This window comes from Bacillus sp. FSL K6-2819 (assembly GCF_038008305.1).
Lineage (GTDB): Bacteria > Bacillota > Bacilli > Bacillales > Bacillaceae > Bacillus > Bacillus amyloliquefaciens.
Window position 1 is genome coordinate 2245513 of sequence record NZ_JBBOYV010000001.1, and the last position, 24617, is coordinate 2270129.

The 24617-nt window shown below is 41.4% G+C and carries 20 protein-coding genes, 1 other RNA gene, 6 pseudogenes and 1 riboswitch; of the genes and pseudogenes, 5 read left to right on the forward strand and 22 right to left on the reverse strand.

Annotated elements, in window-relative coordinates; genetic code table 11:
- Positions 1 to 139 precede the first annotated feature (139 nt).
- The 6 genes and pseudogenes from MHH91_RS11565 to MHH91_RS11590 all read right to left on the reverse strand — a co-directional run.
- Positions 140 to 691: pseudogene (locus MHH91_RS11565) on the reverse strand (DinB/UmuC family translesion DNA polymerase); the annotation flags it as partial.
- A gap of 103 nt (positions 692 to 794) precedes the next feature.
- Positions 795 to 2606 carry a reverse transcriptase/maturase family protein gene (locus MHH91_RS11570; protein WP_014472054.1) on the reverse strand — a complete coding sequence of 604 codons (1812 nt, stop codon included), beginning with the start codon at positions 2604 to 2606 and terminating at the stop codon, positions 795 to 797.
- Between the two features lie 563 nt (positions 2607 to 3169).
- A pseudogene (locus MHH91_RS11575) lies at positions 3170 to 3868 on the reverse strand (Y-family DNA polymerase); the annotation flags it as partial.
- Complete coding sequence (locus MHH91_RS11580) at positions 3861 to 4193, reverse strand: YolD-like family protein (RefSeq protein WP_014472056.1); 333 nt, start codon at positions 4191 to 4193, stop codon at positions 3861 to 3863. The gene MHH91_RS11580 and the pseudogene MHH91_RS11575, both read right to left, overlap by 8 nt.
- Before the next feature lie 217 nt (positions 4194 to 4410).
- Positions 4411 to 5169 (reverse strand): sporulation protein YunB, encoded by a 759-nt coding sequence (gene yunB / locus MHH91_RS11585; RefSeq protein ID WP_080558536.1) that lies wholly within the window; start codon positions 5167 to 5169, stop codon positions 4411 to 4413.
- 128 nt (positions 5170 to 5297) lie between these two features.
- The gene (locus MHH91_RS11590) at positions 5298 to 5501 is read right to left on the reverse strand and encodes a hypothetical protein (protein ID WP_041915578.1); all 204 of its coding nucleotides are present in this window, start codon (positions 5499 to 5501) and stop codon (positions 5298 to 5300) included.
- A 249-nt stretch (positions 5502 to 5750) separates the two neighbouring features.
- Here MHH91_RS11590 and bsrG point away from each other — a divergent pair, with 249 nt between their 5' ends.
- Positions 5751 to 5867, forward strand: a complete 117-nt coding sequence (bsrG, locus tag MHH91_RS11595; RefSeq protein WP_009967548.1) for a type I toxin-antitoxin system toxin BsrG — start codon at positions 5751 to 5753, stop codon at positions 5865 to 5867.
- A 307-nt stretch (positions 5868 to 6174) separates the two neighbouring features.
- Here bsrG and MHH91_RS11600 read toward each other — a convergent pair whose 3' ends face one another.
- Positions 6175 to 6735, reverse strand: a complete 561-nt coding sequence (locus MHH91_RS11600; RefSeq protein ID WP_014472060.1) for an SMI1/KNR4 family protein — start codon at positions 6733 to 6735, stop codon at positions 6175 to 6177.
- Positions 6735 to 8489, reverse strand: coding sequence for a T7SS effector LXG polymorphic toxin (locus tag MHH91_RS11605; protein WP_014472061.1), 1755 nt, complete (start codon positions 8487 to 8489; stop codon positions 6735 to 6737). Before MHH91_RS11605 ends, MHH91_RS11600 begins: the two co-directional genes overlap by 1 nt.
- Positions 8490 to 8906: 417 nt before the next feature.
- Here MHH91_RS11605 and MHH91_RS20835 point away from each other — a divergent pair.
- From MHH91_RS20835 to MHH91_RS11615, 3 genes and pseudogenes are all read left to right on the forward strand, one after another.
- Positions 8907 to 9356 (forward strand): annotated as a pseudogene (locus MHH91_RS20835) (thermonuclease family protein); the annotation flags it as partial.
- A 183-nt stretch (positions 9357 to 9539) separates the two neighbouring features.
- Positions 9540 to 9644, forward strand: a pseudogene (locus MHH91_RS20840) (excalibur calcium-binding domain-containing protein); the annotation flags it as partial.
- A gap of 250 nt (positions 9645 to 9894) precedes the next feature.
- Complete coding sequence (locus MHH91_RS11615; RefSeq protein ID WP_014472063.1) at positions 9895 to 11436, forward strand: recombinase family protein; 1542 nt, start codon at positions 9895 to 9897, stop codon at positions 11434 to 11436.
- Between the two features lie 19 nt (positions 11437 to 11455).
- Here the strand turns inward: MHH91_RS11615 and MHH91_RS11620 are convergent.
- The 5 genes and pseudogenes from MHH91_RS11620 to MHH91_RS11640 all read right to left on the reverse strand — a co-directional run.
- A pseudogene (locus MHH91_RS11620) lies at positions 11456 to 11854 on the reverse strand (solute carrier family 23 protein); the annotation flags it as partial.
- Positions 11851 to 12435, reverse strand: coding sequence for a xanthine phosphoribosyltransferase (gene xpt / locus MHH91_RS11625; protein ID WP_013352628.1), 585 nt, complete (start codon positions 12433 to 12435; stop codon positions 11851 to 11853). The pseudogene MHH91_RS11620 and the gene xpt, both read right to left, overlap by 4 nt.
- Before the next feature lie 97 nt (positions 12436 to 12532).
- Positions 12533 to 12632, reverse strand: a riboswitch (purine riboswitch).
- Between the two features lie 132 nt (positions 12633 to 12764).
- Entirely contained in the window at positions 12765 to 14267 is a 1503-nt protein-coding gene (locus MHH91_RS11630) for a carboxypeptidase M32 (RefSeq protein WP_013352629.1), read from the reverse strand.
- A gap of 111 nt (positions 14268 to 14378) precedes the next feature.
- Positions 14379 to 16298, reverse strand: coding sequence for an ATP-dependent DNA helicase (locus MHH91_RS11635; RefSeq protein ID WP_013352630.1), 1920 nt, complete (start codon positions 16296 to 16298; stop codon positions 14379 to 14381).
- Positions 16299 to 16401: 103 nt separating this feature from the next.
- On the reverse strand, positions 16402 to 16593 hold the full coding sequence (locus tag MHH91_RS11640; protein WP_013352631.1) for a hypothetical protein: 192 nt from the start codon (positions 16591 to 16593) through the stop codon (positions 16402 to 16404).
- A gap of 166 nt (positions 16594 to 16759) precedes the next feature.
- Here MHH91_RS11640 and MHH91_RS11645 point away from each other — a divergent pair, with 166 nt between their 5' ends.
- The gene (locus MHH91_RS11645) at positions 16760 to 16912 is read left to right on the forward strand and encodes a YpzG family protein (RefSeq protein WP_003153548.1); all 153 of its coding nucleotides are present in this window, start codon (positions 16760 to 16762) and stop codon (positions 16910 to 16912) included.
- Positions 16913 to 16995: 83 nt separating this feature from the next.
- On the opposite strand, the gene MHH91_RS11650 is transcribed toward MHH91_RS11645, so the two are convergent.
- From MHH91_RS11650 to MHH91_RS11690, 9 genes and pseudogenes are all read right to left on the reverse strand, one after another.
- Positions 16996 to 17442, reverse strand: a complete 447-nt coding sequence (locus MHH91_RS11650) for a hypothetical protein (RefSeq protein WP_013352632.1) — start codon at positions 17440 to 17442, stop codon at positions 16996 to 16998.
- Positions 17443 to 17778: 336 nt separating this feature from the next.
- Positions 17779 to 18927, reverse strand: a complete 1149-nt coding sequence (locus MHH91_RS11655; protein ID WP_041915622.1) for a THUMP domain-containing class I SAM-dependent RNA methyltransferase — start codon at positions 18925 to 18927, stop codon at positions 17779 to 17781.
- A 97-nt stretch (positions 18928 to 19024) separates the two neighbouring features.
- Positions 19025 to 19406: RNase P RNA component class B (gene rnpB / locus MHH91_RS11660), an RNA gene on the reverse strand.
- Positions 19407 to 19461: 55 nt separating this feature from the next.
- The gene (gene gpsB, locus MHH91_RS11665; RefSeq protein WP_003153541.1) at positions 19462 to 19761 is read right to left on the reverse strand and encodes a cell division regulator GpsB; all 300 of its coding nucleotides are present in this window, start codon (positions 19759 to 19761) and stop codon (positions 19462 to 19464) included.
- A gap of 79 nt (positions 19762 to 19840) precedes the next feature.
- The gene (locus tag MHH91_RS11670) at positions 19841 to 20389 is read right to left on the reverse strand and encodes a DUF1273 domain-containing protein (protein ID WP_013352634.1); all 549 of its coding nucleotides are present in this window, start codon (positions 20387 to 20389) and stop codon (positions 19841 to 19843) included.
- Positions 20390 to 20473: 84 nt separating this feature from the next.
- Complete coding sequence (cotD, locus tag MHH91_RS11675; RefSeq protein WP_080558537.1) at positions 20474 to 20716, reverse strand: spore coat protein CotD; 243 nt, start codon at positions 20714 to 20716, stop codon at positions 20474 to 20476.
- A gap of 83 nt (positions 20717 to 20799) precedes the next feature.
- Positions 20800 to 20907: pseudogene (locus tag MHH91_RS11680) on the reverse strand (hypothetical protein); the annotation flags it as partial.
- 121 nt (positions 20908 to 21028) lie between these two features.
- Complete coding sequence (locus MHH91_RS11685; protein ID WP_013352636.1) at positions 21029 to 22267, reverse strand: ribonuclease H-like domain-containing protein; 1239 nt, start codon at positions 22265 to 22267, stop codon at positions 21029 to 21031.
- Between the two features lie 19 nt (positions 22268 to 22286).
- Positions 22287 to 24533: a DEAD/DEAH box helicase gene (locus tag MHH91_RS11690; RefSeq protein ID WP_013352637.1), complete on the reverse strand. Its 2247-nt coding sequence runs from the start codon at positions 24531 to 24533 to the stop codon at positions 22287 to 22289.
- Positions 24534 to 24617 lie beyond the last annotated feature (84 nt).

Below are 24617 nucleotides of genomic sequence, written 5' to 3' on the forward strand. Positions count from 1 at the left end.
TTCTATTATTCGGCGTTGCCGGAACAGTGGGTGCTTCCTATCTCCAACAACAAAATGATACGTTCAAGGTTGCTGAAAGAGCCGAAACGTAAAAAACTAATGACTTTGTAAGGAGAACAGAGGGAGTTGCTCTCTGTTCTCATGATTTATGTCCACCCGTCAATCCTGCTCTATGCAATGCTGTTCCTCCAGGTGTATAAGAAACAGCTCGTAAGATCGCTTTTGATCCGTATTTATTTCTTATCCCGTCCATAACAAATCCAAGCTTTCTTCTCTTCTCATTATCTTTTTCAAACAGACTTAATTGTTGATTTACATCATCTTCAATATTGGATAAGGTAACTGAAACACTTCGTACCGTTTTGCCTATATAGAACTTATCAAATAACATCAAGCAATTTCGATAAATATCCATTGTGATATTTGTAGGTAAATCAATTGTTTTAGCTCTGTGAAAGCCACCCCCGAACTCATCTTTACTATAACCAATTCCTAAGCTGATCGTACGCCCTACTTTATTATGTGTCCGTGCTCTTCGTGCAACCTCTTCACAAATCTCCAAGAGAACCGCCTTTATGTCCTCTTTCTTCGTATAGTCTCTAAGTAATATCTGACTTTTCCCGTAGCTTATTTGCCCCTGCATCAAAGGAGCTCCAATTTCAGAAAGGTCGATTCCATGGGCATGATAATAGTAGGATAAGAACCCGACGCCTTGGCATATTACTATGCTAGGTTTCCAAATGCTCTCCCCCAAACCGTACGTACGCCTCTCAGCGTATACGGCTTTCCACTTGTCAGTTTAGTTTCCCATTGTGTAAGTCCCTATGACAGTCTACACATAAAGCAAGAGTTTTCCTTTGTCTTGCAATCATGTGTTGTTCCCATAAGGTCTTACCTTTTAAGTCTTTAAGTTTTCTAACATGATGCATTTCAATCGCTACATCTGCTTTTCCGCAGTATTCGCATTTTTTAGCGCTCAATCTGTCGATTAGACTCGTTCTCCCAACATACCTTACGAAATTCGGAAGCGTATCGCACCTTATGTCTGCTTCATTATCCACTCGTTTAAAACCTTCTCTATAGAAATACCTTATTTTCGTTCCCGCCTTAGTTTTATAAGCAATCCCCAACTTCCCATTCAGCCTGAATCGACTATATATGCTTGCAACGGACGCCTTATACTTAGCCCCAAGGGTTCTAAGAAAGCTGTATTTCATAAAATAATAGAAATCATTCAGTGTGTGAACGTTATGAGCGAGCTTGTAATAGTTGTACATTCCTCGGATTTCCGAGTTATACATGTTGATGATTTCAAGGTCATCGTGGTTTATAAGGTATGTCCTATGAGCAGCCTTCCATTTTCCATCGGCGGTGATTTTGAGAGCTTTATATTCCTTTAGTTTATTAATCCACTTTTCAGCCGGCATATAGAGTTTACATCTAAGATTTTGTGTTTTCCTAAGGTTCCCATTCTTGTCTGTTTTGGTATGTGAACTTCTCTTGATTTGAATGTCATATCCTAGGAATCTCGCTTTTTTTGAACTGTTTGTGATTAGTGTCTTTTCTTGGGACAGATTTAATTTAAGATTTTTATTTAGAAAAACCGTAAGGTCTTCCTTTATCTTCAAACAGTCCTTTTTGCTTCCGATAATTCCAACTATGAAATCATCGGCGTACCTAACATATTGTATTCGTTTATAATTCGTGTCCATAGGATCAGCAAAATCAACAGCTAAAAGTTTCTGTTTCAGCGACTTGTACGTTCTCAGCTCTTCTCTTTTTCTCTCTAAAGGTAGTTCGTCCCAGCACGCTTTAAGTTTTTTTCTGTGTTTGTAAACTAGATACTCACGGCGCTTGTATTCCTTGTTTGTTGCTCTTTTTTTGGCTTTATTGAAACCACTAGCATAGTCCCTCAGGTACTTGTCTAATTCATTCAAATAAATGTTAGACAATAGTGGGCTGATAATTCCCCCTTGCGGTGTCCCACTATAAGTGGAGTGGAATTTCCAGTCGTTTATAAAGCCAGCTCTAAGGAATTTCCATATAAGCCTAATGAATTTTGAGTCTCTAATCCTTTTCGCCAGAATACTAATTAGCGTATGATGGTCGATGTGATCAAAGAAAGATTCTATGTCCCCTTCAATAAACCACCGCACCCCTGTAAAGCTGTGTTTTACTTGTTTAAGTGCAGTATGACAACTACGATTCGGACGAAAGCCATGAGAACTGTCTTGGAACGTTCCTTCATATATCGCTTCTAAGATCATTCGTACAACTTCTTGTACGAGCTTATCGTCGAAAGATGGAATTCCAAGTGGACGCTTCTTTCCATTGGATTTTGTAATATAAACTCTTCGAGATGGTTTAGGCTGGTAAGTTTCATTTTTGAGTGAATCAATTAACGAATCAATGCGTTTATGACTAAAACCGTCAATAGTTTTTCCGTCCGATCCCTTCGTCATGTTACCTGGCTTAGCATATATTTTGGCATAAGCCTTTAGGTAAAACTCAGGATTATAGAGATTCCTATAAAGACGGTCAAAAACATAATTTTCTTCTTTAGACTTGGAAACTAAATTGTTCAACACTACGTCTGGACTTCTCACAGAGCCTCGCGCTCCTTCCAATGTTGTATTAAACTAGACAAGCTGTCTCCCTTCGCCATGTAGCAGGCTTTCCCTACCCCAGACTACTACGGAGACTCCGTTACCTTGTCGGATATTCAGGATCGATATCCATAGCCTATATCAGGCATTCCGATTTAGGTAATCCCCATTTAGACATATGTTGACATAGCTTTATGCGGTGTCGGATGTGACGTTCGCCCTTTAACCCTTATCGGGATTGTCCAGTCATTGAGTTGCTTAGAGAAAGCTCAACTATAATTCTTCCTCCCTATGACTGTATAACGTTAATGGATACCTTCCGTTATAGACGGTAGTTTTGACGACTCGGACTGTCATTCAAGCAGTGTAGCTTTCATCCTTATCCACATATCTCATCTTGCCATTCAGTCGTGACTTGGTATCTAGCCAACTTATGACTTTTCCAACATGCTACACTCCCCGTTCAGTTTCCTTCCCGGATAAGTTGGATGATGACAGATCGTTGCAACTTAATCTGTTGTCTTGCTATCGACAAATTCAAACATATGCCCTTATGGGCGCACAAGCTGATTGCCCATGATGCCGAAGCGTTTTTCAAGCAGCTCTAGTGGATATTTAGCTAATTGGCCAACAGTTAATATCCCCATCCGGTTTAAATTCCTCTCCATCCTCCCTCCTATTCCCCACATTTCAGATAACGGATGAACACACCAAAGCTTTTTAGGAACATCTTCATATCTCCACCGTGCAATCCCAGTCTTTGTTTTCTTGCTCTCTAAATCAAGAGCTAACTTACTCAGTAGCATATTGTCACCAATACCAACAGTACAAACTAAGCCAAACTCTCTCTTCATACTGCTCTGAATTGCTTCTGCCATGACTTCAGGATTTTCTTTTCCTGCATCTAAAAAAGATTCATCAATTGAGTACGTGTGCACACATGTTTCAGGAACGAACCTGTAAAACAATTTAGTGATTTCAGTTGAAACTCTGATGAAAAGTTTCATTTGCGGGTTTACTATATGAATTTTTGGATCATCTGGAATCTCAAATAACCGGGAGCCAGTCTTGATTCCATAATCTTTTTTAAGTGCAGGAGACGCTGCTAAGACAACACTTCCCTGTCTATCCGTGTTTCCGACTACAGCGAGATAACATGTCATTGGATTCAATCCCATTGTTACAGCCGATACTGAAGCATAAAAGGATTTCATATCTACACAAAGTATATTTTTACGTGGAAACTGTGAGTAATCAATCATTGTAAGCAACTCCTATGATGTCATTCATGGTGATGTATACGGTTTGATCGTGATGATCTTTTACATGTAATTTGTGTTGTTCGTAATTGAGATATTGAACTGTACCGATTAAATCCTCGGCAATTCCTTCTTTAAAGAGTTTAAACTTCAGTTCTTTATTGAATGCCATTGCTTCAGAAACCAAGATGTCAATCTCCTCAATTTGCTGTTCATCTAAAGATGGCTTCTCCATTTTCGAAACATCTAACAAGTCCTGTTTTAATTGCGTTAAATGTTCTGGAAGCATCATGGAAGTCCATTTGATCGCTCCTCGATCTCTAAGCATTTTGAATCACTCCTTTATTGATCTAATATTAACAGAACAAACGTTCTTTATTCAATATAAACAGGAACAATCGTTCGATGTAATTGTTGGAAATGATTATTCAGCAAGTATCCACTAAGCTTTATGAGCTTCTCTAGTCGATACTTTGAGTTCAGTTTCAAGAAATCCACAGGAAAAAGTAAAAACAGCCGCCAGAAGAAAATGCGGCTGTGTGTCTTTATTTGTCTTTCTCCTTTTTTTCATTCGGCAACTGGACGGAAGGCGTCACACCTGATCCGCCGCTTCCGTTATAAAACTGCGGCACCTCTCCTTGAATCGCTTTAATGGAGACCGGAATATTATTTGTGACGACTGATGTCTTACTGGCAAACGGAATAATGACCTTCACTTTAATTTCCACAAAAATACTGATATCGATCAGGGCATTGTTAATGCCGTACGGCTTTATTTTTGTTTTCACATCAGTTAACGCATCACCGATCAGGTTAAAGCGCACGGGGATTTTCGGCCCCAGATTTCCGAGAATGCTGTTTCCCGTGACCTGCCCTAAAGGAATATCAATCATAATTGCATCGGCCGTTTTCGCGCCTTTTTCTGTTTCATGCTGCTTATTGTTCGACTCCACTTCCTTCAGATGAGCCTGGAGCTGCTTTGTCACTTTCGCCTTCATACTGTTGACCATTTGTGTATTAAAATCCATCGTTGTGACTTTTCCGTTTTCATCCGTTTTCATATCGACCATATCTTTCACATTGTCACTGTGAGACATGTATTCTTCAATGGATTCCGTAATGACCTCTGTCGCCACCCGTTTGGTTTCCATTTCTCCTATGTTCATCAGCACCGGTTTGATTGAGGAGTTGATCATCCAAAGGCTAATGACCGTCGATATGGTGAAAAAAGCAAACGACAGAAGAAGCACATACCGAAAAGGCAAAGGCCCTCTCTTGCGAAGAGCGCTCCGGTATCTAGGCAAGAAAAATCCCCCCCTTACATATCACAATGTATGCTTGTAAGGGGGGACATAGTAATTTATTTTCACACTTAAAAACTCCGGCACAAAGTATTGCTTTTCTTTCGGATCACGCAAATGACGGGCTATTTTTATAGCCTGCTTATTTTCGTTTTTCTAATCCTTTTTCTTTTCATATCTTCATTAGATATTTTTGTTTGCATCTCCATAACAATTAATTGACTTTTTAATATCTTAATGTCTTGTTTATTGAGCACTGGTGGCACATTTATTTCTGCCCTTTTGCCACTTGTTAATGAAAACTTTAAAACCTGTTTAGCTAAAGTAAATTCCAACGTCAGATTCTCCCTTAGTTAATTTCAACAATTTAAAATTATAATATCCCAGATGCACTTACACAATAAAGATTACATGATATTGTCCTAATCATTAAACTTTGATGCTCAAGTGACTGATTCACCTTGGCAATATAATTGCTATAATCACAGACATATATTTGGAATTAGTGTATAATGATTCCTGTACATTGAAGCATGCTCACTCAAGGGAGTCTTGCTCATCCCCTATAGAAAGGGGGTGGGAAAATGACTGTTTACGAATCATTAATGATAATGATCAATTTTGGCGGATTGATATTAAATACCGTCTTGTTGATCTTCAATATAATGATGATTGTAACGTCAAGCCAAAAGAAAAAATAGACCTTCCCTTGAGCTTAGGAACCTTAAAGGGTTAGGTCTACGCAGATTCAACATCGAGCAAGCCCTTTGATGGGCAGCTTTTCGTACAGAGCCGGGGTGCTACCAACACCCTGGTCTTTTTATTTTATGCATTTCTTATGAAAGAAATACACTGTAACCGATCAAATATCTTACAGTTCTGATTATAACACATTAAGTGAAACCATTGAAATAATTTGCAATACTTTGTTTATGGAAAAAACCATTATTTTATTTTGATTACGAATGCTTACTTTTGCATCATCTCATACAATTGCAATACTTTTGCTTAACTGTTTAATAAATCATCATCTAGCTCAATAGATAAAATACCATCGTCTTCATCGTCCCCATCTGTTGCCTCTTCTATAAACAGACTTTGAATGAAGTCAGAGAAAGAGTTTGCGACCAAAAATGTGTCTTTTACTCCATTTGTCAATTCATGATCCCAAAAATAAACTTTTCCTGCTGCTTCTCCTTTCACACCAAGACAAATTTGATCTCCTCCGTCACCATCAGCAATCGGTATAATCCAGTCCGGCATTTGTTCTGAAAGATTCTCTTTTAATTTGATAATATTAGCATCATTGTTATTAAGACCGTAGAAATATCCTAACCGGAGATTACCGTTATCTGCTAGTGGATTGTCCTCTAAAACAGGGAAAAACACATTATCTTCCTCTATCCAGCATTCCCCATATAAATTGAGAAACTCTTTATAATCATCTGTTATGTCGAAAGAATTTTCGTCCTCAAATTTTTTAAGGACTTGATGAGAGTTTATGTTCTTATCAATTCTTATATCTAAATAAAATTCACTCATTTTTTTCTTGATTGCCTGTATGCTCATTAAAATCCTCCTCTTAAATCAGATGCCGAACCTACGTGAGGTATATTACCATGTAAATCCATAGGGATTAATTGGATGGTGTTATTGTCTAAATGATGCGGTGTTAATCTAACTACTTCTTTCAGCCATTTTTCAGCTTCTTTTTGGGTTTTAAAGCCTTTCATTTTTTGAATACGTTTATAAACTGCTGGAAAATCCTTTTTAGTACCTTTCAGTTCTCCTGATTTAAACTTAATCGTCCCTTTGCTCCATGGTGTAAAAATCGGTCTGCCATCTATAAAAGTGACGGGTTCTCCTTTAGTAACTGCATTAACGTCAGGTCTATCTGAGTGCCATTTACCGTTACCAGGAGTCCCTTCCCATCTCCCATGATTTCTAGGCAACCTTGTTCTAGGATTGGCAGACTTTATTAACTGAAGCAGACGATCCTTTAAATTCTCACCGTTAACTACATTATAAGGAACTCCTCCAGCCGGAACAACATCGTAACGTGGATTATAAGGCAATAAATCAGCAATTGAGACATCTTTCAGCTTTTGGCCTGCTTTACTGACTTTAGAGGTGACTTTTCCTGCTACGTCAGCTTTTGTAAGAGAACCGGCTCCCTTTGTGCCTACTACAGAGGTAACTACCGTACCTATCGCATATGTCACCCATCTTGATCTGGAGTAAGCATCTCCATTTACCATATCTTTTTGATACGATTCCTCAATAGCTGTTGAAATGGAATTATACGTGTTAATCGGATGAGCAACTGCCCCTATGATACCTTCAACAACTTCATCAGGCTTGCTGATCAGCTGCCATAAACCTGTTACCGTGTCTTTCCCGACATCATATAAACCAACGCCGGCTCCTTTTAAAATATCCCAAGTCACTTCTCCGGCTTCTTCCATCTGTTTTGCTTGTTCAAGTTGCATCACATATTGTTGTTGGGAAGGTTCAAGGTTTTCATAGCCGATCTTCTTCGCGATTTCTAAATATTCATCCGGATCGGTCACACCGTCAGCGAGCTTTTTCTTCAGATCCTTGATTTCCCGCTCTTTCGCTTCTTCCTTTTTAATCGTCAAATAAGCATCCGAATGTCTTGCAATCTCGCCTTTTTTCTTATGTATGTCACTTTCTCTGTACGCCTTGGCGTTATAGTGAAGTGGTGTTGCGTTTTTCCCTTTACCCGTGGCATTTTGAAGCTGTTGAAAGTCGGCTTGGATGAAATGCTCGTTCGCTTCGGTTTCTGCATATTCCTTCGTTAGATCATGATCGAGCTTTCCGAGCTTGTGTATGGTATTGTCCCGTTTCTTATCTGCTGAATCCAGCTTTTGATCGACATCCTCTGTAGAGAAAACATCAAGATGAACAATATCACTTATCTCATTAAGAATATCCCTCATTTCATTCCGTTGCTCTTGCATGATGGCTTTTGACTTATTCTTCGCATGAATCAACTCATGCTCTAAAAATGACTCTTCCACAAACGAATCGGCTAATCCGGCATCAGCTACTTTTCCTGAAATACTGTTAAGAAAAGCAATCTTCATATCGATCAGATCAAGCCAGCTGTCTGTAACACCAGCGTGATCTTGGAAGAATGCTTTAATGTTATCAGCACCTTTACCTGAAAACTCGCTGTCATCTAAATCAGCCATTCCTTGAAATGCTTTTCTGAGATTGATAAATTGTTCTCTAATCTGATCGTATTCTTTTGCCCGCTTTTCCGCTGCTGAGATTAACGAGGATGCTTCAAATACTTGCATACCTGTCTCCTTCCCACTTAATCTTATCTAAATTTTACCATAGTTTTAGGTTCTTCGATTTTCAAAATCAGATGTTTATCTAAAATTAAATTTACAATCTTTGGTTCTATAATTATAATTAGGAAGGTTTGTCCGATATAAAGACAGAACAAACAATTTGGGGGAATTACATTGAAGAAATGGTTATTAGGCATTGGTGCATTATCTCTAAGTTTTTCTTTGGCTGCGTGTGGATCTGACTCTGCTTCTACAGATAAATCAGATTCAGATAAAGCTAAAACAACGCAGCAAGAAGAAAAGAGTGAAAAAGAGACAACACAAAAGAAAGAGAATCAATCAAACAACAAAAGTGATGGCAAGAATGAAAAAGCCGAAGATGCTTCAAAGAAGAGTTCGTCGGATAAAAAGGCATCTGACAATAAGAAAAAGCTGGTCGATGTAACATTAAACAGAACGGTTGATGGGGACACGATTAAAGTTAACTATAAAGGCGAGGTCAAAACTGTTCGTTATTTGCTTGTTGACACGCCTGAAACTAAGAAACCATACTCTTGTGTGCAACCATATGGTGAGGATGCTTCAGCAAGAAACAAACAGCTGGTTAACAAGGGAAAACTTCAACTGGAGTTTGATAAAGGAGATCGTACAGACAAGTATGGCAGAATGCTGGCTTACGTTTACGCAGATGGCAAATCAGTACAAGAAACACTGCTTAAAGAAGGATTAGCACGAGTAGCTTATGTATATGAGCCAAACACGAAGTATTTAGACACGTATAAGAAAGATGAGCAAGCTGCGAAAGATAAAGACTTGAAGATTTGGAGTAAGAATGACTATGCAACTGATAAAGGATTTAATGGCTGCGTAACTAAACCGAAGAAATCAGTAAGTGTATCTAAGCCGGCTCAAAAGTCAGTTACAACACATCAATCTGAGACACATAAATCGAACTCAAGCAGTTCCCATTCAAGTAGTTCAGCATCAAGTAGCTCTTCTAACTCTACACAAGCCTCCCCTTCTACTGGAGGAACAGAACACTTTGCAAACTGCACAGAGCTGAGAAAGAAATATCCGCATGGAGTACCAAGCACTCACCCTGCTTATACATCTAAGATGGATCGGGATAATGACAACTTTGCATGTGAGAAGAATTAATCAATTTGAAGCCCTCTGAGGCTTCTTTTTTCATTTGGGTATATTCCAATCTAAACAAAAAACCACAGAGCGTGTGAGGGACTCTGTGGTCTATAGTGGCTGATTAAACCCCCTATGATACATCAATTAGGATACTTTAAATTAGATTAATAAGCAAGTTGATCTAAAATATTTCGTTAAAATGAGGATTTTATAAAGAAATTCCAATGCACATGATATAATCTAACTACACTTACAATAAGAAGAAAGGATGAAATACTTGGCGTTACACGAAAATTCAAGAATAGCAGTTTATTCAAGAAAATCCAGAGAAGACAGAGATTCAGAAGATACACTCGCCAAACATAGAAATGAGCTAGAATATCTCATAAAAAGAGAGAACTTTAAAAATGTTCAGTGGTTTGAGGAAGTTGTCTCAGGTGAGACTATTGATGAACGACCAATGTTTTCATTATTGTTGCCAAGAATCGAAAATGGTGAGTTTGATGCAGTCTGTGCTGTAGCAATGGACAGACTCTCTAGAGGATCACAAATTGATTCCGGACGTATACTTGAAGCATTTAAGCAAAGTGGGACATTGTTTATTACACCAAAAAAAACCTATGATTTATCAATCGAAGGCGACGAAATGCTTTCTGAGTTTGAATCAATTATTGCTCGAAGTGAATATAGAGCAATAAAACGGAGAACGATTAACGGAAAGAAAAATGCCACAAGAGAAGGCAGACTGCATTCAGGGTCTGTTCCATACGGTTATAAGTGGGACAAGAATCTCAAAGCTGCAGTAGTTGTTGAGGAAAAGAAAAAAATATATAGAATGATGATTAAATGGTTCTTAGAAGAGGAATATTCTTGCACAGTAATTGCTGAGATGTTAAACGAACTGAAAGTCCCTTCCCCATCCGGCCGTTCCATTTGGTACGGAGAAGTTGTTTCAGAAATTCTGTCCAACGATTTTCATAGGGGTTATGTATGGTTTGGTAAATACAAGAAAAGCAAAAGCAACAACAGTATTGTTCAAAATAAAAATCTAGATGAAGTATTAATTGCAAAAGGTCATCATGAAACCATGAAAACCGATGAAGAACATGCCCTAATCCTGAATAGAATAGAAAAACTTAGAACATATAAAGTGGCTGGAAGACGTTTAAATATGAATACCCACAGGCTTTCTGGTATTGTTAGATGTCCTTATTGTCATAAAGCACAAGCTATAGAACAACCCAAAGGCAGAAGAAAACACGTTAGAAAGTGTTTACGAAAATCTGCTGAAAGAACAAAAGAATGCGAAGAAACAAAAGGAATTCATGAAGAAGTACTGTTCCAGTCAATTATGAAGGAAATAAAAAAATACAATGAATCTCTCTTCTCCCCTACTGAGCAAGATGTTAATGATGACTCTTATACAGCTCAGCTTATTGGTTTAAGAGAAAAAGCTGTTAAAAAGGCAAAGGGAAGAATAGAACGCATAAAGGAAATGTACTTAGATGGGGACATCAGTAAAACAGAGTACAAAGAAAAGCTGAAAATTTCACAAGAGACACTTCAAAAAGCTGAAAATGAATTAGCAGAATTAATTGCATCTACTGAGTTTCAAAATGCTCTTAGCGCTGAGACAAAAAAAGAAAAATGGAGTCATCATAAAGTGCAGGAGATGATTGAGTCTACTGACGGGATGTCTAACTCTGAAATAAACTTAATACTAAAGATGCTCATTAGTCATGTAACGTATACGGTCGAGGATTTGGGAGATGGTACGAAGAATTTGAATATCAAGGTCTACTATAACTAGGTTTATGTCGTACTCAATCAATAATTCTTACAACAGATCCGGTTACGACAGGCGGAAAAAAGGCGACGAGCTTGCCGAAGAAAAAAGACAGCAGAATGACTAGCAGACCTGATGCCAAAATGCTTCCGTAAATAGCTGAAATCCCGTATTCCTTACCGATGGAAATAATCGGCGCCACCGCTGTGAACGTACAGCCGAGCACAACGGGCAAGCCGATGCCGAAAAATTTGTTTCTCCACACTTGAAGCAGCGTAGCCGCCCCGCACATAAAAATGTCAATTGAAACGAGATAAGTCAGCTGTTTTGCGTTCAGCCCCAGTGCCGCTCCTACAATTAAGGGAACGACAACAGCGCCGGCATACATGGCAAGCACATGCTGAATACCGAGGGAAAGTGTTTTGGCATAGCCGTTTTTCATGAACGGACCTCCTGTACAAATGTCACTTTTCCGTCCTCAAGCGATTGAATTCTCGCCAGTGATTCGACCCGGCATCCTTTTTTCACGAGCTCATCTCTTCCCGGCTGAAATGATTTTTCGATAACGATGCCGATTCCGCTAACTGCTGCACCAGCTTGTTTCACGATGGACAAAAGCCCTTCTGCCGCCTGTCCGTTCGCTAAAAAGTCGTCAATGATTAACACGCGGTCTTCTTTAGATAAGTGACTGCCGGAGACGGCAATCTGACTTTCTGTTTTTTTCGTAAAAGAATAGACGGACGCCGTCAGCAGATCATCCGTTAACGTGAGAGACTTCCTTTTTCTCGCAAAGATGACGGGAACACCGAGCTCAAGACCGGCCATCACCGCAGGGGCAATGCCCGAAGATTCAATCGTGACGATTTTTGTGATACCGTCTTTTTCGAAACGGCGCGCAAATTCTTGACCAATCTGCTGCATGAGAACCGGATCAATTTGATGATTTAAAAAAGAATCAACTTTCAGCACTTGGTCAGAAAGAACGATTCCGTCTTCTTCTATTTTTCGTTTTAATGCTTCCACAATGATTACCCCCGCTTATATAAAATAAAAAAAGCATTGCCCGCTCTCAAAAAAGAGCAAGCAATGCCGAATAATCTACACGTAACGGCGAATGAAAGCCGTCCCATTGCTCACTCATAGTCGGTCATTTACGGTGACCGGTAGAAACTTGCGTGCCATATCCACGCGATTATATGAGTGTTCGTATGATATTAATCAAATTATAACAAGATACAGTCCTTTTGCATAGAGAAATTTGAATATTTCCGAACTTTTACAAAGAATCAGTTTCTATTATTCGTCTTTTTGGAATTTTTAGAAAAACACCCGGCGTATACCGGGCGTTTCGTTTATAAATATAAATTTGAATATTTGCCGACGAGATACTCAATAAGATATTGGACGTTCAGCTCTTCTCCCGTTGCATCTTTAATGATGTCTAGCGGCATTTTACGTCTTCCGTGCTGATGAACCTTTTCTGTCAGCCATTGCTTGATCGGCTCAAAATCGCCCCGTTCTATTAATTGATCAAATTCAGGCAGATCGTCAAGCATGGTATTCTTCAGCTGAGCCGCATACATATATCCGAGCGCATAGGAAGGGAAATAACCGAAATCTCCGCCTGCCCAATGAACGTCCTGCAAAATGCCTTTCGCGTCAGATGGCGGCGTAATGCCTAAATAATCATGATATTTTTGATTCCACAATGCAGGCAGTTCTTCAACTGTCACTTCATTGCTGAAAATCGCTTTTTCAATTTCATAACGGATAATAATATGAAGCGGATATGTCAGCTCATCGGCTTCAATTCGGATAAAGGACGGTTTCGCCTCGTTGACGGCGCGTACAAAATCCTCTCTTTTTACATCTTGAAATTGATCAGGCGAAGCCTCAATCATTTTTTCATAATATGCGGTCCAAAAATGTTGATTTCTGGCGATAAAGTTTTCATAAAATAACGATTGGGATTCATGAATGCCCATGGATGCACCGTCAGATAAGTTCGTTCCGCTAAGCGCTTCGTCAATATTCTGCTCGTAGATCGCATGCCCGCATTCATGTATCGTTCCGAAAATCGCGGTGCGGAAATCGTTCTCGTCATATCTGGTCGTGACCCGCACATCGCCGCGGTTGATTGTCGTCATAAACGGATGCACCGTCTCGTCCAGGCGGCCGCCGTCAAACTCATATCCGAGCTCTTTTAAGAAATACAATGATAGATCTTTTTGTTTTTCTTTCGGAAATGTTTTTGTTATAAAGGAGGTGTCCGGTTTATTGCCGGATGCCGTCACTTTTTTGACAAGCGGAATAATCGCTTCCTTCAATTCAGAAAACAGCTGATCCAGCACCTTTACCGTAACACCCGGTTCGAAAATATCGAGCAATGCGTTATACGGGTGGTCTTCATAACCCCAATAAGAAATAAACCGCTTATTAAAATCAATCAGCTTCTCAAGGTAAGGAGCAAACATAGAAAAATCAGAAGCCGCCCTTGCCTCCTCCCAAGCCGTTTCAGCTTTCGATGTCAAAATGACGTATTCTCTATATTCATCTTCAGGAATTTTTTTATTATGATCATAATCTTTTTTTGCAAGTTCCGCCGCTTTCACTGTATCTTCAGGCAGCTCTTCGGCATGCGCGAGAAGGATGTCAATCAGCTCTTTCATCCGGTCGGATGTCTGGATTTGAAAAACGTCAGCCGACAGCTGACCGATGCTTTCCGCACGGTCATCAGAGCCTTTTTTCGGGGCTCCCGTTCTTGAGTCCCAATGCATAAGCGCAATGGCTTCTTCATAGTGGGATACCCTTTTCAGCAGATCAAAAAATTCTTTTTCATATGTATGTAAATCCATAACCGTTCCCTCCCTTTTCACTATCAATTACAGGCTAATGGAACGCCGTGATAAAGTCAACTTCCCGGATTTAAAAAAAGCCGCAGGATGAAAATCCCGCAGCATGTGTTTTTATACGATTTTCGGTGTAACAGGCAAGACCTTTTTGACTTCGGCCAGAACCCGTTCGCTTTCTCCGCCCGCGTAAATGGATATGGTTCCTCTGTCTTGATTAGAGCGGATAAGGCGGCCGATTCCCTGCCGGACTCTCAGCAGCATGTACGGCAGATCAACTTCCTCAAACGGGTCTTTTTTCGCTCCGTTCCGCTTTGCGGTAAATACAGGGTCATGCGGCGGATAAGGCAACGCCCAAATGGTCACATTTCGGAGTGAGTCACCCGGAATGTCAAGACCCTCCCATAAGTGGACGGAACAAAGCACTGATTCTTCATCCCGCTGAAATTTTTCGACCAGGCTGCTGATCTCTTCGTCACCTTCGTAGTATATCGGATACGGCAGTTCCCATGCGGCAGCCTGTTCTTTAAATTCCTTCATATCTTCAAAAGAAGGGAAAAGAACGAGGGTGCGGCCTTCATTCTCCTTAATCGTTTCAATGGTTCTCGCTGTTTTCTGCTCAGACGTCATATCACCGTGAAGCGTAACAGACATTTGCTCCTCGTAGTCGTACGGAGATTCAACGGTAAATGATAAAGGATCGCGGATTCCAAGACTGTCTGCAATATAATCAAATGAACCGCCCTCAGAAAGAGTGGCTGATGAGAAAATATAAGGGATCTTTTTAGAAAAGACCTTTTCTCCCAGCACTTCGGCTACAGTTCTCGGCATCACGACAAATGTTGAGTCTGTATCCTGCTTTTCAAGCCAGCTGATGGCATCCTTTTGATACAGCGAAAGTGAATATGCCATTTGTTCGACGTATTCTTCTACGACTGACAGCTCGTACTTATCAATCGTATACATTTCGGATTCAAATACGAGCGCCTCGCCGATTTTATCAAGCAGACGGCACAGTTCGTCAGCTGCACGCTTAACGCGCTGGTCGTTTTGGATATCCAATCGGTGGGAGCCGGCGATTTCCTTCGATTCCTCTGACAGCACATAGAAAAACTCATCATTTGCGGCAAGGGAATCTTCAATCAATTCGGCAAATTCCTCCCTGATGTCATTTTGAAGCAGGCGCTCTAAAAACAGCTCAAGCGTCGATTGCTTCACACGATAGGTTAACGCTTTTTGCGCGGCGAATTCCAGCAGATGCCCTTCGTCAAACACGACGGCGCTGTGATCCGGCAAAAGCGGCAGCTGCCCTTCCCTTTTGCGTGATTCTTCTGTCCATACATGTTCCATGTAGAAATCATGGGAACAAACAATCAGATCCGTTGATTTTCTGTAATGATCTCTTGAAAGTGTTAAACCGCATCTATGTCTCATATCACATGTTAAACAATCCTGGAAGGAATCATAGCTTACGCTTGACCACTCTTCATTCGTCAAATCAGCGTACTGCTTGCGGTCGCCGTACGGATAAAAGCGCTGCATCGCTTGTGATTCATGCACGAATGAAGGCAGCGACTCATAAAGATCCAGCCACTTTTCATCATCAGAACGCTGCATCGTTTTCTCAAGCTTTTTCAGACACAGGTACTGCTCATGGGATTTTGACAGCCTTGTATCAATCTGTAAATCCAAATGTTCTGTCAGCTTGGAAATATCGCCTTCTTTTTTGACAAGCTGTTCAATTAACGTTTCATCGGCGCATGCAATAATGGCCGGTTTCCCCGTATATCTGGCATAGCTGATGGCAAACAGCAGATACACCAGCGTTTTCCCCGTACCGACTCCTGCCTCAGCGAACATGACCTTTTTCTCTTTAAATGCCCGTTCAAGCTGAAACGCCATAAATACCTGCTCATCCCGAAGGTCAAAGCCTTTTTCGGGAAGGATATCGTAAAACACGTCACCAATCCAATTGTTCAATTCTTCGTAAAAATTCTTTTCTTTTGTTAAAGCAAAAGGCAAACGTGATGTTGTCACCCAACTCCAACCCCTAACTATTCGGCATTCAGACCATCTATAATATCATTTAACCCTTTTCAATACAACAAAAAAACTTGGCCGCGCCAAGTTTTTGTAATTGTTATTTCCGATTAATGACATGTGAACATAAAAACGGATGGTCTGTTGAATGTGTGTGTTTTACCGCATTTTCAAGATTTTCCTGTGCGTGTGTCACGGCGGAAGGATCTAGCTCCGCTCCGGCTTCCTGCAGCTGGGACGCAGTTGCTTCTAACGCCTTTTGTATTTTACTGAAGTACTCACTGTTCAGCATAAAATAAGATCACCTCTCAAATAGAAATAATCATCATTCTATGCCGATGCCTCACTTTCTATACATGCCTTCCTGAATGATCCGCACCTGACCTGCACAAACTACAACAGATATTCGATCGAATATCCATCTTCACAAATTTATTCTATCCGGGAGTGATGGTTACATGAGTTATAAAGATCGATTAGATCAGCATTCTGAATTGTTTCATCACAATTGGACGCGGCCGAAACGCTCTAAATCGCAAGTGAACGGCCACACCGAAATGTCCCAGACCAACATTATTTTACGGAGCAACGCAAAAGCGCACCGCTGGTAATGGCAGAATAAAACGTAAAGATGTTAAAAGGCTGTCGATATTCGACAGCCTTTTAAAATTATTTCTAATGAAATTTTTTCTGACTATTTTCTTTTCTCCACATAAATAGTTTTAGATTGAACTGCATCTTTCATTTTCCCACCTTTGTATAACTCAACATTAACCTGCCATCTCTCTTTAAATCCAGGTTTTAGTAGTTTACTAAAATAAAACTTCTTAACAGGTGTTTTATTCGAGAATGAACCTTTATAGGAAAAATCACCAATATTGTATTCTCCATCTAAGGTGGTAACACCCATTCGATAGTTCAATGTCCCACATTTTCCATTTGTCTGAGCATATACATCAATAGAAGTAGCATTTCTTGTATACGTTGTTGCGTCAGTCCAAACCCTAGCTTCACAACCTTTAATTCCATGAACTGTTTGCCATGAACTCATGGCTGCTTCTGCTTTAGGACTGCAAATAAAAGTAGACCCTGCTATCAGTAATGCAGAAGCACCCATCAAGATTTTCGATACTTTTTTCATTAATTCCAACTCCTTCATATTTTTACATAAAATATTATAAAACGATATTATATATATATCAAGACTAGTAGGTAAATTTTAAGAAATTAGTAAACTAAAGATACTTATAAAAAAGCAAATCCATTAAGGTTTTTTCTTTATTTTGAGGAAATTTACAGCCAATTTATGTATTTACTTTATTATCCAACAATACCTCACAGATATTTATATTTAAAAGTATAATAAATAGCCGAAAAACAAGAACACTAGTTCCTGTTTTTCGGCTATAACTTGAAAGACTTATTCATAACCTATTTTTAAAATCATGTTGTCACAAAAATTCTGCTATAAAAGGGACTATATTTTTGAAATTGTTTTTTTCTTTTTTGCCCAATACTGATAATAATCCGCTTTAATAAAACCGTTAAAGAGCTTGCGTTTTTTTGTCGCTTTTCTTCCGTAGGCTTCTTCAAATTGTTCATTTGACGTCAGCATGTAAACAGACCATGTATCAAGAGATTCGAATGCCCGGCCCATTTCTTTATACATCCGCTCGACTTCCTTTTTTTCGCCGAGCCGTTCGCCGTACGGAGGGTTTCCGACGATTACGCCGAATTCGAGTTTCGTCGTGAAATCCTGCACCCGCATTTGCTTGCATTCAATCAGATCCCCGAGCCCCGCTTCTTCTGCATTTTCTTTGGCGATGTTTACCATCCGGTGATCCACGTCACTTGCAAAAATCTGCAGCGGCTGATCATAGTTCGCCTTTTCTTCCACTTCAAGACGCGCCTTGTCCCACAGTTCTTTTCCGATCCATTCCCAGTCTTCTGAGACGAAATCACGATTAAATCCGGGAGCAATGTTTTGCCCGATTAAGGCGGCTTCAATCGCTATCGTGCCGGAACCGCAGAACGGATCAACGAACGGACGGTCAGGCGTCCAGTTGGTTAACAGAACTAACGCCGCAGCGAGCGTTTCTTTAATCGGAGCTCCGCCCTGATCAACCCTGTATCCCCGTTTGTGAAGACCTGTTCCTGATGAATCCAGCGTGATGACGGCTTTATCTTTCAAAAGCGAAATCTCCACTTTGTACTCGGGACCCGTTTCTTCAATCCATTCATTTTGTTTTCCTGATTGCAGCTTCAGATTTTCCGCTATCGCCTTTTTGACGATGCGCTGGCAGTCAGGCACACTGGCAAGTACTGATTTCACGGACTTTCCGATTACCGGGAACTTTGCGTTTTCCGGAATATATGCGCGCCAGTCAATCGCTTTTGTTTTTTCAAACAGCTCATCAAACGTTTTTGCCTGAAACTCGGCGACCTGTACTTTAATGCGGTCAGCCGTCCGCAGCCATAGGTTAGCGCGGCAGATCGCAAGCGCGTCTCCTTCAAAAATGACTTTTCCGTTGTCTACTTTGCATTCATATCCTAAATCACGCACTTCTTTGGCGACAATCGCTTCAATTCCCATCGGCGCCGTCGCTATTAGTGTGTACTTCTTCATCGTATCACCCTGTCTCTTTTCAGCTTTCGTTTCATTCAAGATAAAAGCTCCCCTTTAAAGGAGAGCTCTAATTTGTCATATCAATAAATGTTTAACGTTCTGTAAGCCATGTTTTGTTCCGTCGTACTGCAATCGGCTCATCACCTCGTACTCAGGCGGCAATCATCTATCTACAGAAAGTATTCTGTCCTTCTATCCGTTCAGTTCCTTCAAGAAGGTTCCCCTACCAAAATTTGGGTTTCTCGCTCGAGGGGTTTACCGCGTTCCACTCTCATCATTTCTGATGAGACTTCGTCACTGTGGCACTTTCAAGGATACTCAGCCATATCCGAAGACGTAGGCTTTTTTCCTGCCGTCAGCCTATCAAGGCTGCCCTAGCTTATTTCTTCGCTAGGCACGAACACTACGGGCATCTCAGCACCGTGCGAGCATGGACTTTCCTCTACAGATTCAAAGATCTGCAGCGATTACCCGAACGTTAAGAACACTTGTTCATTATAAAGCAACTTGTCTCATTTGACAAGTGCATCTGTCTTATTCGTCATAAAGCTTGCTGCCGAATACATGTTTCTCAAGGTTGGACAGCCTTTTCAGAATATCAAAGTTGGTCGTATTGGACTGCACCGGCTGTTTTTTGCTTGCTTCTTCAAGCTGTTTTTTCAGCTGCAGATTTTCCTGCTGCAGTTCTTCAATTTCTTGATGGAAAGTTTCATAATCCTTAATAATCATATCTAAAAATTTGTCAACGTCTTCTTGTCTGTAACCTCTAACACCTGTTTTAAATTCTTTTTCCAAAATGTCTTTCGCAGAAAGCTTTACTTTATCAGCAAGCATCTTTTTCACCTCGTATCGTGAATCATCATGTTATATTTTATTCAGAAACACGTCCCGTTGTCAAATGTTCTCTGGCATGTTATGTAAAGAAGTCTTCTTCTTCAACGGCAGCCCGGAGATCGTCCATCGTAATCGAATAAATCGGATAACCGTCTTTTTCGCGGCGTTTTTCCGCCTGCTGCAGCATATATTTCGGCGACCCTTCCATCTCCGGATCATATAAAAGCAAAAGCGCGTCTGACTTTTCAATAAAGAACGCGTTTTTCTGCCGGAATTGAAGCGGGCTTTCGTACGGCCGATGCGTCAGGCTCTCCTCATAATCTGCCTGTGCAAGCACCGATTCATACATTTCTTTATTCGGTTCCTTCCACTTTTCCTCCTGGCCGTAGAACGGCGTGATAACGGCAACCTTTAATTCCGGATACTCTTCTCTGAGATCGTACGCCGTTTCTGCCGCCCAAAGCTCCGTCCCCAGCTGTCCGGATATGAGAATCCATTCCAAGCCTTCGTCAAGAAAGCTTCTGAGTCTGGTTTCTATCGCCTTTTTTATATAAATAAGCGCCCGGTCATCATGTTTAAAGATACCGAGTTCAAACGGCTTGTACCCCGTTACGGCTAATACTTTCAATTGATCACCTGCTTAAAAAATGGGGCTCCCCATCGGGCCCCATTTTGATTGATATCCTTACCGACTTTGCTTAAGCGTTCAATACTAATAATCGCAGCAAGGGCTTCCGCACTGAAAATGCTGGTGTGTCGTCGGATCAACATTTGAAAAAGTATGCGGATAGTAATGAACGTGCTCAAAGTTGTGGTGATTTACGTTAGTTGTATGTTGCGGATGAATATGCGGCACAACTGTGTTAGTAAAACAAAGGTGTTCACAGCAATTAGTCGGATGGACAATCGGCGGCATTACGTTTGGGCAACAATGATGATGATGATGATGAAACATGCTAAATCCCCTCTCCATTAACTTTTATTACACTGTTAAGTTATGAAGAAAAGCGGGTGCATGTTCTAATTCAATCACCCAATTTAGAAATGCATCAGCAAGCTGTCTTTAAAATTCGTAAATACAAACGCAATCAAAAAAACCACGACAAAGAACAAGTAAAAAACACCTTTATACATACCAACTCTCCCCTATAAATAACTAACGCTATTTTACAGGATGCGGCACCATTCTACAACAAAATCGATGCGGATTCAGAAAAAAATATTTTTGGCGAAACAGCTCGGCTTTTGCGCTTTCCCGGGCAATATTTCAAGAGGAATATTTCCTCCTCAGCCGGGCAATTCTCACTTGGAGTTTCTCGGCTTCTTTTTCCGATATTTCATCGTCTTTTGCAGCCTTTTGCGCGGCCTGCAGAGCTTTTTTGAAATCTTTTGCGTGATGCTCAAAATAGATTGCCAGCTCTACCGCTGATTGATGTCTGCATATGTGAAGAGCGGAGTCCGTCAGTTTCTCCCAAAGGGGCACTGCTTCTTGCCTTCGGTTTTGTTTTTTATAAAGCATCGCTAAGTCAAAAAGGGCCCGATCCGAATCTTCAAAGTCTTTGCCTTGCAGCGCTTCCAGCTGCGAAACAGCGCGATCGGTTTCTTTATGAGCGATAAACCACTTCGCCATGGCGTACGCTTCCTGACGTTCTGACGTCTGATCAGAGGAGGCAAAAATCTTTTTTGACATATGAATGTAAAGAGCGATAAGGGAGAGCACATCTTGTTCATTATGGGAGAGCACTCCTTCCAGGAGAGCCGGGTCCTCCGCCTTTAAAAATTGGAAATACAGCATTGGAGCCAAATACCCGGGTGTATCTTCATCCCTTTTAAAGGCCAGCTCTTCATTTTCAACAGCCGAAAGCGATACACGCTCTAATTTATGTTTCCAAAGCCGTCTCGCCCCGTGCAGAAGATCAAAGTGGCCGAATTCAGGAAGTTTCGGAAGCCTGTCCCGAAGCAATGTGTGCCTTGTTTTTACCTGCGGCCAATCAAAGGCTTTGCCGTTATACGTCACAAGGGACGTAATATCAACCTCACTCAAAAAGCTTTGGTAAAGAGCCGCCTCGTTTCCCGGCTTGGGAAGCAGATGCTGTTTTACTATAACACGGTCTTCATATACTCTCGCATGACCGAGCAAAAAGATCATATTGCCGGCCCCGCCGCCAAGTCCGGTCGTTTCCGTATCAAAGAAAAACAGCTGGTTTTTTTCGTATCCTTCGGCTGATAAAGTATGCGTCAAACCGCCTTTATTCCATAACGCCATGACGTCATCAAGTTCATTGAAGCTATACCGTCCGTGGCGGTGCGAAAGCGGATAGACGGTTTCACGGATAAGGCAGTATTCATCCTCAAAGAAGAAAGGCTTCACTCCCAATGCCTCCCAATCTTCTCTAAACGGGACTTGAATATCAGGCACCGGAAGCGAAGAAGCTGCCGGCTTTTTCTCAGTTTCCGGGAGATTCAGGTGGTTTTTCATCCGCTTTAATTTATTTTTCAAGGACATCTCTCGTCCCCCTTTTCTTTTACACGTAATTTAAGAGCCGGAGAATCGCTTTCTTTGCATCAATTCCCTCTATTTCAGAGCCGATGCAGGAAGGACATCCGTCTTGACATGGACATTGTCTGATCAGACGCTCAGCCCCTTCATTGATTTCATCAAATCGTTTGTATACTTCATCAGCAAGTCCGATTCCGCCCGGATAATGATCATACAGAAAGATTGTCGGCAATCCCGTATGAGCGGCTTTGATCTGCGGCACGACATGTACATCATTTCGGTCGCACATGACGTATACAGGCACGATATGCTGCAGGACGTGAGCAATGCCTAAAAGGAGCTGTTCAAGCGTTTTTTCACCGATCTCCGAATCCGTCTCTTTTAATTCAAGCCACGCTGCACTGGTATGCAGCTCTTCTTCAGGAAGATGAATCGGTCCTGATCCTATATTTTCAAATGTCGTCATTTTAATTTTTTTAAATATCGTCGGAAGAGCGTTTACTGTCACGTCACCGAAATGTATGGCCGTTTTCCTTCTGCTTTCTGATCTGTCAATTTCCAGCACTTTCAGCTGCACCGCTAAATTGGCATCCGTATAATATTCGACATCGACTTTTCGCACGTATGCTTTTTTGTGCTCCCAATCAAGCTTTTCAACCTGGTACTGCACTCCTTCATGAAGATAAATCGCTTCATCATGAAGAAGCGTCATCGCGCTGAATCTGTCCATTTCTCCGATAATTTTTACATCAGCCGTTTCTGACCGATCAACGATGACCACGTTTTCCTGTGAGGCCGAACGGAGACTGATGTTTGAAGCGGGAAATGATTCGCTCGCCCAGTGATAGCGTTCACGGTTTTCGTGAAGGACGCCTTCTTCCTCTAAATACTCGAGAATGTCTCTTGCATCATTTTCTCCGAATGTTTCATCGGCTCTGAAAGGCAGCTCATACGCAGCGCATTTCAGATGATCGACCAGTATAATGAGATTATCAGGGTTTATCCGTGCAGATTCTGGAGAGCGTTTAAAGAAATAATCAGGATGGCGCACAATATATTGGTCAATCGGATCAGAATTCGCCACCATTACAATCAGCGCCTCTCCCTGCCGCCGTCCGGCCCGGCCCGCCTGCTGCCATGCGCTCGCGACACTGCCCGGGTATCCCGTCATCACACAGACCTGAAGCTGGCCGATATCAACGCCGAGCTCCAGTGCATTTGTGCTGACAACACCGAGAATGCTGCCGTCTCTTAACCCCCGCTCTATTTCTCTTCTTTCTTTCGGAAGATATCCGCCGCGATAGCCTCTGACAGACTTCGCGCCGATTTCTTTTTTTACGATTTCCTGAATGTGGCTTAAAATAATTTCAACCCGGACACGGCTTCTTGCAAAAACAATCGTCTGAATCTTATTTTTCAAAAACGTTTTGGCAAGTTCGTTCACTTCCACAGTGGCGCTTTTTCGAATATGCAGCGGTTTATTCACAATCGGAGGGTTGTAAAAAGCAAAGTGCTTTCTTCCGCTCGGGGCACCGTTGTCGTCAATCAGTTTCACAGAATTTCCCGTCAGCTGCTCCGCCAATTCTCTCGGATTGGCGATTGTGGCGGATGTGCAGATAAATAACGGCGTGCTTCCGTAAAAAGCGCAGATTCTCATTAAACGGCGGATGACGTTCGCCACATGGCTGCCGAATACGCCGCGGTACGTATGTAATTCGTCAATGACGATATATTTCAGGTTTTCAAACAGACTCACCCATTTTGTATGGTGGGGGAGAATCGCTGAATGAAGCATATCGGGATTTGTAATGACAATGTGTCCGGCTTTTCTGACCTTCTGCCTGATGGCCGGAGAGGTATCGCCGTCATAAGTGAAGCTTTTGATGTCCATGCCCGTCTCATCTATGATTTCGTTCAGCTCGCTTTTTTGATCCTGCGCGAGCGCCTTTGTCGGAAATAAATAAAGCGCGCGGCTTGAGGAATCTTCCGCGATAGACTGGAGAACCGGAAGATTATAGCACAAAGTTTTACCGGAGGCCGTCGGTGTGACGGCCACAATGCTTTCTCCGGTTTGAACCGTTTGAAAAGCGGAGTATTGATGTGTAAACAGCCGCTCGATCCCCCTCTTTTTGAGAGCCGCCCGGATTTTCGGGTTTACCTTATCCGGCATTGGCATGGTTTTCGCCTCCCGCGGCTCCTCTTCATGCCAATGCACAATATTTTCATGATCTTTTAATTCCTGAATCAGTTCGCTCAGTGATTTTTTCTTCATCGTCCACACCTCTTTATGAGGTACAGTTTACCGAATATTTGTTTGCCTGGCTAGATGAAAATACTGCACAAGAAAAAAAGCAGG